This is a genomic window from Mycobacterium sp. RTGN4 (assembly GCF_033804635.1).
Classification (GTDB): Bacteria; Actinomycetota; Actinomycetes; order Mycobacteriales; family Mycobacteriaceae; genus Mycobacterium.
Genome location: NZ_JAPZLB010000004.1, coordinates 440,431 through 456,859, shown reverse-complemented (window position 1 = coordinate 456,859; position 16,429 = coordinate 440,431). Strand labels below are relative to the sequence as shown.

Annotated in this window: 13 protein-coding genes; 7 read left to right on the top strand and 6 right to left on the bottom strand. The window is 63.5% G+C overall.

What is annotated here, in order from left to right; all coding sequences use genetic code 11:
- Positions 1-41 precede the first annotated feature (41 nt).
- The 3 genes from SLQ30_RS12005 to pknB form a co-directional block, all read right to left on the bottom strand.
- Positions 42-1,049: an autoinducer 2 ABC transporter substrate-binding protein gene (locus SLQ30_RS12005; RefSeq protein WP_319446483.1), complete on the bottom strand. Its 1,008-nt coding sequence runs from the start codon at positions 1,047-1,049 to the stop codon at positions 42-44.
- A 419-nt stretch (positions 1,050-1,468) separates the two neighbouring features.
- Complete coding sequence (locus tag SLQ30_RS12000; RefSeq protein WP_319446482.1) at positions 1,469-1,999, bottom strand: hypothetical protein; 531 nt, start codon at positions 1,997-1,999, stop codon at positions 1,469-1,471.
- A gap of 815 nt (positions 2,000-2,814) precedes the next feature.
- Complete coding sequence (gene pknB / locus SLQ30_RS11995) at positions 2,815-4,647, bottom strand: Stk1 family PASTA domain-containing Ser/Thr kinase (RefSeq protein WP_319446481.1); 1,833 nt, start codon at positions 4,645-4,647, stop codon at positions 2,815-2,817.
- 531 nt (positions 4,648-5,178) lie between these two features.
- Here pknB and SLQ30_RS11990 point away from each other — a divergent pair.
- The 3 genes from SLQ30_RS11990 (at position 5,179) to SLQ30_RS11980 (ending at position 9,481) form a co-directional block, all read left to right on the top strand.
- Complete coding sequence (locus tag SLQ30_RS11990; RefSeq protein ID WP_319446480.1) at positions 5,179-6,240, top strand: lipoprotein signal peptide; 1,062 nt, start codon at positions 5,179-5,181, stop codon at positions 6,238-6,240.
- Positions 6,241-6,605: 365 nt separating this feature from the next.
- Positions 6,606-8,078 (top strand): APC family permease, encoded by a 1,473-nt coding sequence (locus SLQ30_RS11985; protein ID WP_319446479.1) that lies wholly within the window; start codon positions 6,606-6,608, stop codon positions 8,076-8,078.
- A complete protein-coding gene (locus tag SLQ30_RS11980) occupies positions 8,075-9,481 on the top strand; it encodes an FAD-binding oxidoreductase (RefSeq protein ID WP_319446478.1) in 1,407 nt (468 codons plus the stop codon). Before SLQ30_RS11985 ends, SLQ30_RS11980 begins: the two co-directional genes overlap by 4 nt.
- Before the next feature lie 192 nt (positions 9,482-9,673).
- Here SLQ30_RS11980 and SLQ30_RS11975 read toward each other — a convergent pair whose 3' ends face one another.
- Both SLQ30_RS11975 and SLQ30_RS11970 read right to left on the bottom strand, forming a co-directional pair.
- Positions 9,674-10,642: a zinc-dependent alcohol dehydrogenase family protein gene (locus SLQ30_RS11975; RefSeq protein WP_319446477.1), complete on the bottom strand. Its 969-nt coding sequence runs from the start codon at positions 10,640-10,642 to the stop codon at positions 9,674-9,676.
- A gap of 247 nt (positions 10,643-10,889) precedes the next feature.
- A complete protein-coding gene (locus SLQ30_RS11970; RefSeq protein ID WP_319446476.1) occupies positions 10,890-11,726 on the bottom strand; it encodes a helix-turn-helix transcriptional regulator in 837 nt (278 codons plus the stop codon).
- A 178-nt stretch (positions 11,727-11,904) separates the two neighbouring features.
- On the opposite strand from SLQ30_RS11970, the gene SLQ30_RS11965 reads away from it, so the two are divergent.
- The 4 genes from SLQ30_RS11965 (at position 11,905) to SLQ30_RS11950 (ending at position 15,904) form a co-directional block, all read left to right on the top strand.
- Entirely contained in the window at positions 11,905-12,369 is a 465-nt protein-coding gene (locus SLQ30_RS11965; protein WP_319446475.1) for a hypothetical protein, read from the top strand.
- A gap of 261 nt (positions 12,370-12,630) precedes the next feature.
- A complete protein-coding gene (locus tag SLQ30_RS11960) occupies positions 12,631-13,650 on the top strand; it encodes a zinc-dependent alcohol dehydrogenase family protein (RefSeq protein ID WP_319446474.1) in 1,020 nt (339 codons plus the stop codon).
- A gap of 338 nt (positions 13,651-13,988) precedes the next feature.
- Positions 13,989-14,324: a DUF6054 family protein gene (locus tag SLQ30_RS11955; RefSeq protein WP_319446473.1), complete on the top strand. Its 336-nt coding sequence runs from the start codon at positions 13,989-13,991 to the stop codon at positions 14,322-14,324.
- A gap of 155 nt (positions 14,325-14,479) precedes the next feature.
- The gene (locus tag SLQ30_RS11950) at positions 14,480-15,904 is read left to right on the top strand and encodes a short-chain fatty acid transporter (protein ID WP_319446472.1); all 1,425 of its coding nucleotides are present in this window, start codon (positions 14,480-14,482) and stop codon (positions 15,902-15,904) included.
- A 7-nt stretch (positions 15,905-15,911) separates the two neighbouring features.
- Here SLQ30_RS11950 and SLQ30_RS11945 read toward each other — a convergent pair whose 3' ends face one another.
- A complete protein-coding gene (locus SLQ30_RS11945) occupies positions 15,912-16,370 on the bottom strand; it encodes a cupin domain-containing protein (RefSeq protein ID WP_319446471.1) in 459 nt (152 codons plus the stop codon).
- Between the last annotated feature and the right edge of the window lie 59 nt (positions 16,371-16,429).

The following is a 16,429-nucleotide window of genomic DNA, read 5'->3' as shown; positions in this document are numbered from 1 at the left end:
GCTAGCGCGCCAGTAGACAACACCAAACCCACCCGGTAGACCTACACCGAGGCCCACCGGGTGGCGGAATTACGTGACGGACACCCCGGGGGAATTACGCGACGGTCGACATCCGCTTCCTGCGCGGCGTTCCCGACGAAGACATTGTCGTAGCCGTGGAGTTTGGTCAGCGAGTCGTAGCCAGGGACGTTCAGATCGGTGCCTGCCTCGATCGTCTTCCCCTGCGCGAGCATCAACGCGATCTGCAGCTGTGCTTCCCCGGCCATCGCCGGATCCCAGAAGAAGATCTTGTCGATCGAACCATCGGCGAGGTACTTGGATGCCACGGAGGGAACCGCCGTGCCCATCACGCATGTCTGGTTCTGCAAGCCCGCCTCTCGCACGGCACGTGCGATGCCCGGTAGATCGGTGCTGGCCGCGCCCTGGAAACCCTTGAGGTCAGGGTAGTTCGCGAGAACCTCCTTGGCCTTCTCGTACGCGGTCTGCTCGTCGTCGGCGGTCTCGATCGGGCCTTCGACGCGGGTCATGCCGGGAAACTCGGCGACCTGCATGTCATGTGCGGCGTCCACCCATTGCATGTGCGTCTGCGCGGTCAAGCTGCCGACGAACTGGACGTAGCCGCCCTGGCCGCCCATGCACTGGGCGAGGCTCTGGATGATCCGCCTTCCGAAGTCGGCGTTGTCGAACGCCTCGATGTCGACGTCGACGTTCTGAATTCCGTTGGCCTCGTGTGAGACGACTTTGATGCCCTGGGCGCGGGCTTGGCCGAGGACGTCCTCCAGCGCATCAGGCGAATTGGGCACCACGGTGATGGCAGTCGGGTGACGCGGGATCAGGTCCGCGACGAGCTGAACCTGCTTCTGCGGGCTGGTGTCGTCTCCGCCCTCCTGAGTCGTGTGGACGCCGGTGCGTTTCGCAAAGTTCTGGTCGCCCACGGCCATCCGATCGAACCAGGGGTTGCCCTTGACCTTGACGACGTTGACCATTGTCATGTCCTTGGGATCCGGGGACGCGTTAGCGACGCCGGTGGACCCGGCGATCAGCGTCATGGTCACGCCTACCGTGCCGAGAAGAGCATTTCGCCTGCGTCGCATTCGCTACTCCTTCGTGGGCCCCGCGGGGCTGAGGAATTCACACTCGCCTATTTGGTCCCTCTGAGAGGGGAATTGCCATCTTCGATATCGGTTGGGTTGCGGTCAGATTGGCGGCAGCATCTGCCCAGCGGCTCGCAGGTGACCGGCCTGCAAAGGTGTTTGCGCGCGGCGCGGTAGAGGTGACAGAGCCGCGACTACTTCCTGTGCATCGCTATGCCGGACAACGTCCAGCGCTTCCCGGACTGAGCACGTATGCGGGTCTGCCGGGCGAGTTGCGCCTGCCACTCGGCCTCGGTCTCAGGTAGAACGGCAGGACGTCTATACCGCGGCCTCGCCGCCGAGAGGCCCGGCCGCGGGGTGCATGGCTCGGGGTTCTAGCCGATGCCGACGTGCGTGTTCGGCCCCAGCGGCCGATCGAACTGCGGGTTGGTGTCATTGATGACGAAGCTCCCCGCCGGGCTAAGCACAAATCCCGATTGATCGAAGGTGTTCGTGCACGCCATCGTCGTTCCGTCGTATCCACAGGTGACGTTCTTGAAGGCGATCTTCGAATCCGGTGGCAATGGCTTGAATACGTCGACCCCGCGCACGATCGGTGCATCGTTGGTCGCGAACCCCACCTGACCAGTCTGAGAGCCTGTGACGATGTTGCCCGGTGCGGCAGGGAGGTTGCCGCTGCAGCCGTACCTCGCGCTGTTGCGGCTAATGATGCAGTCGATGTCGCCGTTCACGCTGAACGCGTATGTCGTGCCGTCCAGGACGGTGTACTCCAACGGATTGACCGAGGCGAAACTCATGATCGGCGGGGACCCAGGCGCCGGCTCCGGATCGGCAGCCGCGAAGCCAGGCACGCCGACGACGGCTGCGCAGGCGGTGACAACGCCGATCAGGATTCTGGTGAGCACGACCCCACCATAAGGGCTGCCCGTAACACATGCAGAGACAACTTCCCGAGACATCACTTGGCCAACGGGCTTCTGCCATCGGGCCGGTCGACCAGTGCGTTGATCGTGTTGAGCCCGAAACTCGCTCGCGGGCGGATGACGAAGCCCTTGATCGAAGCTGTTCTGATACGTCGCTATGGCCGCCATCCGTGCCACACATGACGTTTGGGCTTCCCTACATCACTAACGCCACTTTGGTTTCAGCCTTAGTGGGTTCGATCATGGTCTCGAGTCATCTTTTATTCATCGAAGATGAGCCGGAATCGATGAGAATCCACCGTAGCGACTAGGTACCGCTGAGACGCGAATTCAGTTGTATAGCAGAATGATTCACGATCATTCGGACATGTGTTGAGAACGCCAAAATTCGAATCCGTTGGTCGTGGGTTCGAGCCCCACCCGCCCTACGTTAGAGGCTGTTTTTCACGATCAGCCTGGTCGATTCGACGTTTATGGAGCGATCCAGGAGCTCCGCCACCTCAATGTAGGACGCGCTGGAGATGCCGCGACACCAGGTCACAAGACAATGGGCTGCGCCGTCGCCCTGTCGACCCCCGTAGTCGTGAAGGTACTTTGGCACTGACGGCCTCCAGCGCAATCGCCCCGAAAGGTCTGTGCAGCAACAAAATCGCCAGCATCTGACGGTAACGCCCGCCGCACACCTCCCGACAAAAACTCGCAGTGCGGCAAGTGTGCATCGACGCCACGTCGCGATCATGAGGGCGGAGGGGCAGGACCCGAGTCTTGGGCGACGAAGTGAAGGGTTGTAACAGAGCCTACGATCCGTAGCTAACTGTGACTGTGCCGTCGCGGTTCACGCCGGTGTTGGGCGCCGGGGTTTGGTGGACGACTTTGTTGCGGTTCTGATCGCCGGCTTGGATGTCGGCGCCTTTCAGGATTTGCCCGGTGAAGCCGTAGTTCTGGCGCAGTAGCGGCTCAAGATCGGTGTAGAAGAATCCGCTGAGGTCGGGCATCGAAAACTGGTTGCCGGTGGACACCTTCAGAGTGATTGCACCGTCGATGGGGAGGTCGGTCCCGGCCGGTGGGTCGGTGGCGGCCACCTGACCGGTGGGCAGGGTGCTGTCCATCGGCGCGGTGAGAATCGTCGTGAAGCCCACAATGGTGAGGTTTGTTTTGGCCAAATCGACTGTCTGCGTGATCACGTCGGGCACAAGGCGTGTCCCTGGACCTGAGCTGACCGCGATGGTGATCCTGTCCGTGACCGTCGACGAAGTGTCTGCCGGGGGACTGGTGCCGATCACCACCCCTTTGGGCATGGTGGGGGAAGCCACTTCGGTCTGGTCGACCTCGCGGAATCCGGCTGCCTTGAGTCTCTCCGTTGCGTCCGATGGACTCAGATTGGAGACATCGGGGACCTTGCGCTGTTCGGAACCGCTCGACACGTTGATCGTCACGGTGTCGTCCAAACGGGCCGTTGTGTCGGCGTCGGGATCAGTACTGATGACGAGACCGCGTCGCACCGTCGAATTCGGCTCCGCATTGATGACCGTCTTGAAGCCGAGGTTCTGCAGCGACACCTGGGCATCCGCCTGCGCTTGGCCGCGCACGTTTGGCACGCGTTGGCGATTGCCGATCGCCACGTTGACTGCGACGGTAACAGCGACCGCCAGCACGGCCAGTAACGCTGCCGCCATCAGCCAACGCCTTGTGGGCCCACCGTCAATGCGGCCGACCGTGCGGTGAATGAGTGACGACGACAATACATTGGTGCGGTCGGCGTCGGTGAATACCTTTGGCGCATCCGGTGCTTCACCTACGCGAACCCGTATCAGGTCGGTGCGCATTTCGGCGGCGCTCTGGTACCGGTTGTCGGGGTTCTTCGCAAGCGCCTTGAGTACCACGGCGTCCAGTTCGGGCGACAGATCAGCGTTCCGTCGCGATGGTGGCATTGGGACTTTTCGGACATGTTGGTAGGCCAACGACACTGGTGACTCGCCGACGAAAGGCGGTTCCCCGGTGAGGAGTTCGTAGAGGACGCAACCCAACGAGTAGACGTCGGAGCGGGCATCGACCGGGTCCCCGTTGGCCTGTTCCGGTGATAGGTACTGAGCGGTGCCAATGACGGCTGACGTTTGGGTGAGCTTGACGCCGTCGTCGTGCAGCGCGCGGGCGATGCCGAAGTCCATGACCTTCACCGCGCCGGCGGTGTTGATCATGATGTTGGCGGGTTTGACGTCGCGGTGAATGATTCGGTGCTGATGGCTGTAGTTCAGGGCCTGGCAGGCGTCGGCGACGATCTCGATGGCCCGCTGCGGTTCGATGGGGCCGCTGTCGTCCACGATGTCGCGCAGCGTGACGCCGTCGACGTACTCCATGACGATGTACGGCACCCGACCGTCGGGAGTCTCGGCCTCGCCGCTGTCATGTACCGCCACGATCGCGGGATGGTTCAGCGCGGCTGCGTTCTGTGCCTCTCGACGAAACCGAAGGTAGAAGCTTGGGTCACGAGCGAGGTCCGCGCGCAGCACCTTGACCGCGACGTCGCGGTGCAGCCGCACGTCACGGCCGAGATGAACCTCCGACATGCCGCCAAAACCAAGGATCTCTCCGAGTTCGTAGCGGTCGGACAATCGCTGAGGGGTTGCCATTGGACTATCTGCTCGGTGGGCCGCCAGAACGGATGCCTGGCGATCGAATCCTACGATGGCCGATCCCTAGGAATCAGTCCCAAGCAAGTTCGTTTGCTCAGCAGCCGCGAACTTGTTCGAGTAGTCGTCGGGTTGCGGCATGGACGCGGACCAACGGCGTCGATGACGTAGACCGTCCGTCGCCCCACATCACGCCGTGGGGTATTAGTGGCGGGAGTTGTTGGAAGTATGCCGTAGCGCGCCTCGTCGCCGAGGTCCGTCGAGTTGGGGCACAAAGTAATTGTGCCCCAGCAGCCACGCCAGGCGCCGGCAATATGGGGCGGCAGGTTGGCCGGTTAGGAGCGCCCGCGCCACGCGGGCTCCGCTGACGCCGAGGCGTGCTTGGATCCGGCGGCCGCCGCTGGCCTTCCGAGCGGCGCGCCAGGGCGCCGTGAGGTGCATGCTGGGGCTGCGTCCCGCCGGTTCCGCGTTAATCCGTGCGGGCGTAGTGACGGGCCGGCCCGGTCCTGTCGACTCGAAGGGCGGATCAGCTTGCGTCGCATCATCGCTTGTCTCAGCGCCGCGGTCCTCGTCGCCGGATGCACGACGCACCCACCCGCGCCACAGTCGCCCTCGGAGCCCGGGCTGCCCCTGTTCAGCGTCGGCGTGGCGCAGATGGAGTTCGTCGATCAAACCCCGGACGAGGGCCAACGCCACCTATCGATGAACGTCTTCTATCCGGCACAACCTCCGGCGCCTGATGCGACACTCCTGAGCTTGCCGTTCGCCACCGATCTCAATGTCTTCAACGACCTCGCGCCACTGACGAACGGGCGACGACATCCCTTGATCCTGTTCTCCCACGGCCGCGGGAGCAACGGCCTGCAGTACGCGTGGTTCGCGCAGACCCTCGCCAGCCACGGCTACATCGTGGCGGCGCTGGACCACTACCACGCCAATACCTACGAGTCCTCCATCATGTATCTCGCCAACAAGTTGTGGCAACGCCCTCGCGACATCACCCTGTCCGCCAACGTCCTGCTGGCCGACCCGCGGTGGGGTCCACTGATCGACCCGGCCCGCATCGGGGTGGCCGGGCACTCCCAAGGCGGATTCACCGCGTTGTGGCTCGGGGGTGCCCGGGTCAATCCCGACCTGTATGTGGCCTTCCAACGCGGCTGGAAGAATAACCCCACCCTGCCCGCCTACCTGCGCAACCAACTCCCGCTCGACGCCGGGCCGGCAGACGACGTCGCTGACGGGCGGATCAAGGCGGTCTTTGCCATGGCGCCCGGGATCATCAAGTCCTTCGGCATGGATGAAACGGGACTTCGACAGCTAACCGTGCCCACCTACATCACCGTCGGCGCACGCGACACCCAAACCCCACCCGCTCAGAACGCCGAATTCGCGGCCAACAACATTCCCGGCGCCGTGCTCGACGTGCTCCCCGGCAACGTCGATCACGAGATCTTCGTCAACGAATGCAACCAGGACGGTCGCGACGAGTTCCCCGAGGCCTGCATCGACGCACCCGGAGTGGACCGCGCGGCCGAACACCGTGCAATCGGCGAGGCCGCACTACAGTTCTTCAACGTTCATCTCGGCGGGTAGTCGACCTGGAACGAGGCAGAGTTCCGCGCTCCTCCGCGTGGTCTCCGATTATTCGGACTTCTACTGTCCAACAGGGGAAGTCACGATCCAGATCGAGCTCAGCTAGCTCGGAACGTTGGGGCGCAACCCATTACGGCAGGCTCAGCGGTTGGCTGTCAGCGCCCATCATGATGCGCTGCGTTTGCCGAAGACCCCATTACGAATTTCCTCATGAGGCCCGGTGCCCACTCGTCAGCGAATGGCAAGGGCATTCGCACCAGGTGTTCAATTATTCACCGCAACTAATTTAACGCAATAGTAAATTGTTGCTGCCTTCCCTCATCTACTATTCCTGCACTAGCCACCACAGACGATCGGACAAGTCGATGACGATTGAGAATGTGGCGGTCCCCGCCACAGCGGACGACGATTCCAGTCCGGAACTGAAGCGAACTCTCGGCCAGTTCCAGGTGTTCGCGATCTCGTTTGCGTTCATCTCGGTGGCGGTTGGCATCTTCGCGTCGTATGACGACCTGCTCGGGACCGCGGGACCGGTCGGAATCTGGCTGTGGGTCATCGCCTCAGTCGGGCAGACGCTGGTAGCCCTCGTGGTGGCTCAGTTCGCGGCGCGCATCGCGCTGAGCGGGTCCTCCTACCAGTGGGCATCCCGCCTGGCCAACCCGAAGATCGGCTGGCTGTTCGGGTGGCTGACCTTCTGGTACCTGGCCACGGGCGTGGTGGCGATGGACAACGCACTGGCCAGTCAGGCGTTCATGCCGTTGGCCGGTATGGCGGAAAGTGAAGACACCGCGCGAATGATCACGCTGGCGATCTTGGTCATTCAGGCCGTGCTGGTGATTGCCTCGACCCGACTGCTCGGCCTGATCAGTTCTGCCGCAGTGGGACTCGAGTTGACCATCGTCGTGGTGCTGGTGATCGCCCTGGTGGGTGTCATGCTGTTCACCGGTAGCGGCCACATCGAGAACCTCACCTCCCGTGGTATCACCGCCAATGCGCCCGACTACTTCGGCCTCGGCGGCGGGTTGATGGCAGGGATGCTCATGGGCTTGCTCACGCTCATCGGCTTCGACTCCGCGGCGAACCTCGCTGAGGAGGCCAAGGATCCGTTTCGCACCGTCCCACGTGCGATCGTGTCCTCGGTCGTCGCGGCCGCAGTGTTGGGGTTGGCGTTTCTGATCGCACTCACCGTGGCCATCAAGGACATCCCGGCAGTGAGCGCCAGCGAGTCACCGGTGGCCGCGATCATCCGCGGTCAGCTCGGACCGATAGCCGAGCGAATCCTGCTGGCGGGTCTGGTGTTTGCGATGTTTGGTGCCGGGATGGTGGTGATGGCCGCCTGTGCACGGCAGGTGTTCGCGATGGCCCGCGATCGACGCTTTCCTGCGCACGCGCTGATGAGGAGGGTCAACCCCAAGACGCAGACGCCGGTTCCGGCGACCATCCTGATCGTGGCCATCGGTGTCGTCTTGATGGTCGCGCTGCCCGGCCAGGCACTGCTGCAGCTCATCCTCGGGGGCACGATCCTGCCTGCACTGATCTACGGAGCCATCGTGATCCTCTACCTCGTGGTGCGGAAACGGTTGGAGCACAAGGAGGGCGGGTTCAGTCTGGGCCGTTTCGAGATTCCGGTCGCGATCGCCGCGCTCATCTGGGTGGGCGCCGCACTGGTCTTCCTCGTCACGCCTGGCGATGCCACCATCCCGACGCTGGTCGTCCTCGGCCTGATCCTGGCCGGCGGCGTGTACTTCGCCTACATGATGATCTTCCACCGCGAGGTCCTTGACGCCGAACCAGGGGACGAAACCCCGGTCGCCCCAACGCTTGCGGCGACCGAATGACTTCCACCAGTCCCGGCCTGACCGAGCTGACGGGACGAATCGTCCGTCCGGGCGGCAGTGACTACCCGGCGGCAAGCGCCTCCTGGAACCTGCTGTTCACCCACGACCCAGCGGTGATCGTATTCGCCCAAGAGACCCGGGACGTGGTCAACGCGTTGGCCTGGGCGCGACAGAACGGTGTCCCGCTTCGCGTGCGCAGCGGCGGCCACTGTCTCGAGGGTTGGTCCAGTGTCGATGACGGCATCGTGATCGACGTCAGCGAGATGAAGTCGGTGACGATTGAGCCGGCCTCCAACACCGCGACCGTGGGCGCCGGACTCAATCAGTTGGAGGCCGTAACCGCGCTCGGCAGGGCCGGATTGGCCGCACCGACGGGCACCGAGGGAACCGTAGGGCTCGTCGGAGCGACTCTCGGCGGCGGATTCGGACTGCTTACCCGCGCCTTCGGGATGGCGTCGGACAATCTGATCTCGGCAGAGGTGGTCGTCGCCTCAGGGGCCGACGGCGCCGAGGCGATCGTCGCCGACGAGTACGACAACGCGGACCTGCTCTGGGCGTTACGCGGGGCCGGTAACGGCAACTTCGGGATCGTCACCGCATTGACCTACCGGGTTCACCCGCTGACACAGACCATCTACCTGACCGCAACCTGGCCCGGCCTTGGTGACCTGCCCTCAGTGTTCGAGGCGTGGCAGCGTTCGGCACCCCATGTCGACGACCGACTCACCAGCCAACTCGAGATCCGCCGCGACGAGGTGCAGTTGGTCGGTGCACTCGCGTCCGGATCGGAGGCCGAGGCGATGAAACTGCTCGCGCCGATCCTGTCGGTCGGAACCCCCGAAGTCTTGGTGAAGAACGCCGACTGGGCCGACAACTACGCCGGGTTTCAGATACCCACACATGAAGAGCCGGAGAACTGGAAGTTCACCTCGCAGTTCATCTCTGATCCATTTCCCACCGCCGCGATCGGCATCGTGTGCTCGTTCATGTCGCGGGCCCCGGCGCCGGGCTGCAACTACTTCACCAACGCATTCGGCGGAGCGGTCACAGACAGTGAGCCTTCCGGCGGATCGGCGTTCGCCCACCGCAATGCGCTGTTCTACGCCGAGCCGGGTGCCGGCTGGGGCCCTCATCGTGGCGAGCGCCCGACTGGGTCAGGGAGCGCGGCTGATCCGCTGACTCCAAAGTGTCTGGCCTGGATCGCCGAGTTCAGCGAGGCGTTGGCTCCGTACGCGAACGGCGCCTACGTCAACGTGCCTCACGCGGGCCTGGCGGACTGGGAAACCGCCTATTGGGGAACGAATGTCGGGCGGCTGCGCACGATCAAGGGGAAGTACGACCCGGGCAACGTCTTCACCTTCGAACAGAGCATTCGGCCTCCGGACGGCCGTCGAGGTACCTGAGAAGCGGCTTCTCGCGGGCTGGACCGAAGGCGTCAAGACGCGCGTTCTACCGGAATCGCTTAATCATCGAGTTGCTCCGTCGCCTCGGACCGTGAGACCTCGACCAGCCTCGGCCCGGTGTCACGTCGGTGTCACGGCGCGGCTGTTGCTTCGGGACCGATCTGTGTTTGCCCCGCGTTCGTCGGCGCACCTTCATCGCCCCGCCACTTTCAGCAGGATCTTGCCGCCACGGAGGAGATGTTGCACCGCGTCCTGGATATGCTCAAGGGGGTACACGCCCGCCACGGGGACAACGAGGGCGCCGTCGGCCACCAGCGGTGCCGCCTCACGAACGACGGGCAGCACCTTCTCGCGGTAGTCGAAGTCGCCGACAAAGAATCCGCGGACGGTGAGGTGCTTGCCGACCAGTGTCGAGGTGTCGACCCACATGGGTTCGTCCCTGGCCCAGGAATAGCTGACCAACCATCCACCGTCGGAAAGCAATTCGAGCAGCCGCGCCACCCCCGGGCCACCGACGGCTTCCACTGCCAGCGCGACTCGCGCGTCGCCGATCACTGCTCGAACATCGCTGACCGCATCGGGGTTGTCAACGTGGACCACGTCGGCCCCGGCTGCTGTGAGTTCGGCGAACGTTGCGTCGTCACGGGCCAGGTTGATCGTCTTCAGTCCGCGACGTTTGGCTAGCGCGATCAATGACCGTCCCACCCCGGAGTTGGCGGCGTTCTGAACCACCCAGTCACCGGGCTGCAGGGGGGTGCATTCACTGAGCATCAATCCTGCGGTCGGGGGGTTGCTGCCCAGCATCGAGTACTGCTCGATGTTGTCGCCGGCGGGGAGTGCGAACAGGCCGTCGGCGGGCACGACGAGCCGCTCACGCCAAGCACCGGCGTACAGGGGTAGCACGACCAGATCGCCGACGTGAAGTCCATCGACCTCGGCGCCGGTGGCAAGCACGCGGGCGACCCCCTCTGCGCCTGGTATGTGGGGCAGGGGTGGTCGCGCCAGCATGCCGGCGACAACCAGTAGGTCGTGTTTGTTCAACGGCGAGACCTCAACGCTCACCAGAACCTCATGCGGACCCGGTGGCGGCGGCTCTTCGATGTCGACGACGCGGAGCACCTGCGCAGGATCGCCGAACTGTTCAATCTGGATGGTGCGCATGTCAATTCCTCTCCATCGAGGGTGGCGCCAATGTGCGAGCGGCTGCTCACAACCGTCGTGCGCCAAAGTAGACCTTTCTTTGTAGATGATAAGTCGGAATCGATGAGAATCGATGGCTACCGACGGATTGATTCAGCCGCGACTTCTGCTGTCTACCAGAGGAAGTCACGCTCGACCGTGTACGTCTCCGGAACGTCGAATACGTCAGCCACCCGATTTCTCCTCATGCCAGACGGGCGAGGGTTCCTCAGTTGACGGTGCCGCCCTGTGGTTTTGTGAGTGAGTGTGACCGGAGCTCGTCCAATGCGGTTGCGGATTTGCTGCCCGGTTTGGCGTGATAGATCAAGAGGTGCAGCGCATCTGAGTGAGGCACCGTGAGGCTGCTCCGGTACAGATCGAGCTCGGCCAGCTGCGGGTGGCGCATGGCGATGGCGCCGGTGTGGTAGCCGACATCTGCGCGCGCCCACAGTTGGCGGAAGCGTTCACTTGCTGCCGTCAGATCGTCGATGAGAGCCCGCAACTCCAGGTCACATAGGTCACCGCCGGCGACTTCGCGTGTCTCGCTCACCGCTATCGCGGTGACCGTGTCCCAATCGACGTATGACTCTCGGGCCGCCGGATCCAACAGGAGCCAGCGCAGGAAGTTTCGTCCCGGGACGAATCCAGGTGACAGCGCACGTGCGACCCCGTTGGACGCCAGGACCTCCGCGTACCTGTTCAAGACGACGGCCGGTAGCGGGATTTGGTCGATCAGTTGGCTCAGCCCAGCCACGCCGCTGTTAGTGGACTGAACTCGAGGCTTGGCGGTTGCTGTTGCCAGCCGATACAAGTAGTCGATTCCTTTGTCGTCGAGGCGTAATGCTCGTGCTAGCGCCTCGACGATTTGCGGGGACGGGTTCGTGTCCCGACCTTGCTCCAACCGTAGGTAGTAGGCGGGGCTCACGCCTGCCAACGTGGCAACTTCCTCGCGCCGCAACCCCGGCACCCGGCGCCGGGTCCCGGCAACGAGCCCGACGTCTTCCGGACGCAACTGCTCGCGTCGCGCGCGGAGATACTCACCCAGCGCATTCGATCTTGGCGCCACCAACTGATGCTACGGCTGGGACTGCCAATCCCACCCCCATTGGGGTCCGGATAACGAGCGGTGCGGCGGAATTCGCGATAAGTGCCGTGCGCTGATGTTCAGCGCAAGCACCGGTCGAGCGGCTCTTCAACCGGACGGCCGGATAAGTCAAGCAGCATCCACCGAAAGGAACCTTCCCATGGCCACCATCCGCCTTCACGAGACGACCACTGCAACACCCCAGCAGTTCATCGCCGGGCTCACCGACTTCGGCCCTGGCCGGTCGAAGCTGTTTCAGAACAGTGCCGATGCGAGCCTCGTCGTGCACAGCGTGGGCGCCCACGACGCCGATGTCACCGAGGGCTCAGGCGGCGTGTGGGAACGCCTGCACTACGACTGGACGGACCCCCACCACGTGAAGCTGATGACGACGGACTCCAACCTGTTCGGCCGCGCCTCGGGGCACACGTATACGTTGACGCCGCGGCCAGACGGAACCACGGACATTGACGCCGTGCTGGTCCGACAAGGCAAGAACTTCAAGGGCCGGATCGTCGCGGGATTTCTCGGCACCGTCGGAAGGCGCTCGTTGATCAAGGCGTTCGCCGCCAGTCTCAAGGCCATTGAGACCCGCAGCAAGACCAGCGGCGCGACGCTGTCGTAGTCACCAGACCGGAGCCGGCTCGATAGCCGCGCTGTGCAAGATATTTGGCGGATCCGCTCCGCCCGAGCGGTCATCGATGACGCACGGTGTAGGGGATCCGCGCCAAGCGTTTACACCCAACAACCCTGCCGCGGTGGCAGCATTTAACGCTGTTATCGCTGGACTTGGAGGCGCTGATTCGGCTCGTCGCCGTCGAACGCGACGCTATGTACACGAACAGTCGTGAGATCTGGATGTTCCGACCGAAGGAGCGTGAGGAAGATGAGAACTATGCGGTCCATCGTCGCCGACACGGTAGGCGAGCCGGCTGAGGTGCTGCACCTGCAGAACCGTCCGATTCCGGAGCCGGGTCCCGGCGAGGTCCGGATCCGGGTGACAGCTGCACCGATCGAGGCCAGCGATCTGCATACCGTCCGCGGTAGATACGGATTCACGCCGGAGTTCCCCACCGTGCCCGGAATCGAATCCGTCGGTGTGATCGACGAATTAGGCAGCGGCGCAGACGGTCTGAGTGTCGGGCAACGCGTCATCACGGTCGGTGTCAGGGGTACGTGGCAGGAGTATGTCGTTGCCGATGTCGGGCACGTCCTGGCTGTTCCTGCTGGCATGAGCGATTCCACGGCCGCCCAGCTGCTCAGCAATCCGCTCACCGCCGTGATCTTGACCGGTGATGAACTCGATGTTCGACCCGGTGAATGGCTTTTGCAGACCGCGGCCGGTTCGATCGTGGGCCAGTCGGTCATCCAGATCGGGGCGCACGTCGGCTTCAAGACCCTCAACGTGGTGCGCCGTCGCTCTGCTGTGGAGGACATCCTGGCGTTGGGGGGCACCGCGGTGATCTGCACGGAGGACGAGGACTTGGGTGAACGGTTGGCCGAGATTGCCGGCCACGACGGTGTGGCCAAGGCGATCGACTGCGTCAGCGGTCAGGTAGGTGCGGATGTATCGCGTGCGTTGGCACCGGGCGGTGAGATGGTCGTCTACGGCGCGTTGTCCACGCACCGCCAGACCGAGCCCGACAAACTCACCATCCCCATCTTTGCCCGCTCACTGATCTACGAAACCAAGACGGTTCGGGGGTTCTGGCTGTTCCGCTGGTTCACCGAGACCCCGAAGGATCGGATGACCGCAACGATCGACCGGACACTGCGACTCGTCGACAGCGGCGCGCTGCGAGTGCCCGAAGGCCAGCCCATCCCCGTCGAAAAGTTCAGCGAAGCCGTCTCTTTGGCCGAAGCTCCCGCACACGGGAACAAACCGCTGCTCGTATTCGACCCGTAGAAACAAATACGTCGGACGAACCCCGGGCCACGTCGTCGCATGTGTGGGAACGGATTTGTGAACGAAACGCAGTTGAGATCCAGCCGATCGGCTGCGACACCTCGCGATACTCACCAGCCCTGACCTGCGCGTTTGAGACGAGGAGGAACTGCCTCAACCAAAGTGGAACTGCTGTCGTCGGTAACGCTGTGACCAAGAAGCAGACCGCCGTGGGCTCAGTAGTTGATTTCCCGCCCGGTGCGCCCGCGTGGCCCGAACCACCTATAGATCTCATGGCGCCGTTCGTCGGCGCAACGAGGGCCGCGGTCGCCTATGAGGCGGAGGCTTAGGGTGCTGTCATGGCACAGCATGAGTGCAAGATCCGGGGTGATGCCGACGCGCTGGTGGCGCACCTAGACGCGCAGGTCATCCGCGGCAGCGTAACCGCGAACCTGGAGGAGCGTTCCGATCAACGAATCGGCGATGCCCGGATGTTGGTGCGGACCTACGAGCGGTACAGCGCGTTGGGCGGCAACCGGTTGAGTCTGAACGTGGCGGTCCTCGCGGTCGGTACCGAGCTTGCGATCTCTGCGATGACCGCCGGTGGCAGTCAGGCGATGTTCTGGAAAGTCAACACCTTCGGCGAGGAGGCGTTCCTCGCCAAGGCGGTCGAGGCGCTCGAGTCCTTCTCCTAGGCGTTCGTTGCACAGAATTAGTTCGGGCCGTTCTCGATTGTCGATGCCTCCACAGCCGCAATACTGAGTGACTGCCAACGCCTGCGATGCCATATCGCCCGACCCCGATGTCTTGCCCAGCAGGCAGGGTGCACCAGGCAGAGAGGAACGGCCGAATGACGTCCGCCACCGAAGAGTTTCGCTCCGAGAAGGGGCTGGCGCGGGTCGCCCAGTCGCTGGCCAGTTGGACGGAGAAGTGGTTTCCGGACGCGTATGTCGTTGCCCTCGCAGGCGTCGTCCTCGTCACCGTCGCCGCGCTGGCCAACGGGTCCTCTCCACAGACGGTCGTGAATGCCTTTGGCGACGGCTTCTGGGATCTAACGGCCTTCACCCTGCAGATGGCCATGGTGGTGCTGACCGGGTACGTCGTCGCCACATCTCCGCCAGTAGCCAAGCTGATTGATCGCCTCGCCACCATGCCCCAGACGGCGAGGAGCGCGGTGAGTTTCGTTGCGTTCCTGTCCATGTCGGTCTCCTTCCTGAATTGGGGGCTCAGCCTGATATTCGGTGGCCTGCTGGCCCGGGCGATCGCACGTCGGACCGATCTGCGGGTGGACTATCGCGCCCTCGGCGCCGCGGCCTTCATGGGACTGGGCGCGGTGTGGGCGCTCGGCATGTCCTCCTCGGCCGCACAACTGCAGGCAACCGCCAAGTCGCTGCCTCCGGAGCTACTGAAGATCACCGGGGTGCTCGACTTCGGCACCACGATCTTCACGTGGCAGTCCCTGCTGATGTGCGCCATCCTCATCGCGCTGACTGTGGTGATCGCTCACTTCTCCGCACCGAGGGGCGCGGCCATCGTGACCGCCGAGGATCTGGACGTGGACCTCGACGACCAGCACGAAGAGGTGCCGCCGCGCTCACGGCCTGGAGAGTGGCTCGAGTACAGCCGCATCCTGCCCGTGCTAGCGGGCCTGATGACGTTGGGCTGGCTGGTTTCCCAATTGTTCAGCAAGCCGGTGCTGTCCGTCGTCAGCAGCCTCAACGGTTATCTGCTGGTCTTCCTCATATTGGGACTCGTGCTGCACGGGACGCCACGCAGATTCCTACAAGCCGTCACCAAAGCCGTACCGGCCACAGGTGGCATCCTCGTCCAGTTTCCGCTGTACGCCGCTATGGCGGCGATCCTCACCAAGGCGAAAGGCAGTGGTGGCCAGACTGTTTCGGATCAGCTGGCGGCATTGCTCACGCACGCCGGCGGCGGGGCCTTCGCCATCGTCATCGCGCTCTATACCGTGGTGCTCGGTATCTTCATCCCTTCCGGCGGCGGAAAGTGGTTGGTCGAGGCCCCATACGTCATGCAATCGGCCACAGATGTCCAGATGAACCTGGGCTGGACGGTGCAGATCTATAATGTGGCCGAAGCACTGCCGAACCTGGTCAATCCCTTTTTCATGCTGCCCTTGCTGGCGGTGCTCGGGCTCAGGGCGCGCGATCTGGTCGGATTCACGTTCTTGCAGTTCATCTTTCACCTGCCAGTGGTCCTGGCGCTGGTGTGGCTGCTCGGAATGACGTTCGACTTCGTGCCACCGGCAACCTAACCCCGATCTACAGCGCGTACAACGCCGGTAGGTTGACGACGATCGCTTCCTGGCTGCTTCGCGCAATCACCAGTTCCGCCGGCGTGTTCGGGTCGGGGTTTTCCTCCCTGTGCGGCAGATGCGGCGGGACGAAGATGTAGTCACCGGGCCCGGTCCGGATGCGGACCTCGCTTACTCCGTCGAAGAATACGAACTCAGGGTGCCCGCTGCGGATGTAGATCGCGGTCTCCGAGTCACCATGGTGATGGTTGGCCGAAACGCTTCCCGGTGCGGCCAATGTCTCTCCCATCCACAACTTCTCGCTGCCCACGGTGGCTCCGCTCAGCGCGGCGAACCGCTGCATCCCATCGGACTGAGCCGTGTTCGCATCGAGGTCGGATGACTTGACGTGGCGCACACGATTGCGAGGCGCACTCGTCGAGGCATCGGAGGAGAAGTCCGGATGAAAGCCGTCGGGGCCAGCCATGCATTCCACCGTAGCCCCGGTGCAGGTTGGTCATCGTCCTCCGATGGCACGGCATGATG

What these genes read in the sequence shown, in the direction of transcription:
- SLQ30_RS12005 (WP_319446483.1), bottom strand. Translation starts at nt 1,049, where the DNA reads ATGACGCTGATCGCCGGGTCCACCGGCGTCGCTAACGCGTCCCCGGAT.
- pknB (WP_319446481.1), bottom strand. Translation starts at nt 4,647, where the DNA reads ATGGCAACCCCTCAGCGATTGTCCGACCGCTACGAACTCGGAGAGATC.
- SLQ30_RS11985 (WP_319446479.1), top strand. Translation starts at nt 6,606, where the DNA reads ATGACGATTGAGAATGTGGCGGTCCCCGCCACAGCGGACGACGATTCC.
- SLQ30_RS11980 (WP_319446478.1), top strand. Translation starts at nt 8,075, where the DNA reads ATGACTTCCACCAGTCCCGGCCTGACCGAGCTGACGGGACGAATCGTC.
- SLQ30_RS11975 (WP_319446477.1), bottom strand. Translation starts at nt 10,642, where the DNA reads ATGCGCACCATCCAGATTGAACAGTTCGGCGATCCTGCGCAGGTGCTC.
- SLQ30_RS11965 (WP_319446475.1), top strand. Translation starts at nt 11,905, where the DNA reads ATGGCCACCATCCGCCTTCACGAGACGACCACTGCAACACCCCAGCAG.
- SLQ30_RS11960 (WP_319446474.1), top strand. Translation starts at nt 12,631, where the DNA reads ATGAGAACTATGCGGTCCATCGTCGCCGACACGGTAGGCGAGCCGGCT.
- SLQ30_RS11955 (WP_319446473.1), top strand. Translation starts at nt 13,989, where the DNA reads ATGGCACAGCATGAGTGCAAGATCCGGGGTGATGCCGACGCGCTGGTG.
- SLQ30_RS11950 (WP_319446472.1), top strand. Translation starts at nt 14,480, where the DNA reads ATGACGTCCGCCACCGAAGAGTTTCGCTCCGAGAAGGGGCTGGCGCGG.
- SLQ30_RS11945 (WP_319446471.1), bottom strand. Translation starts at nt 16,370, where the DNA reads ATGGCTGGCCCCGACGGCTTTCATCCGGACTTCTCCTCCGATGCCTCG.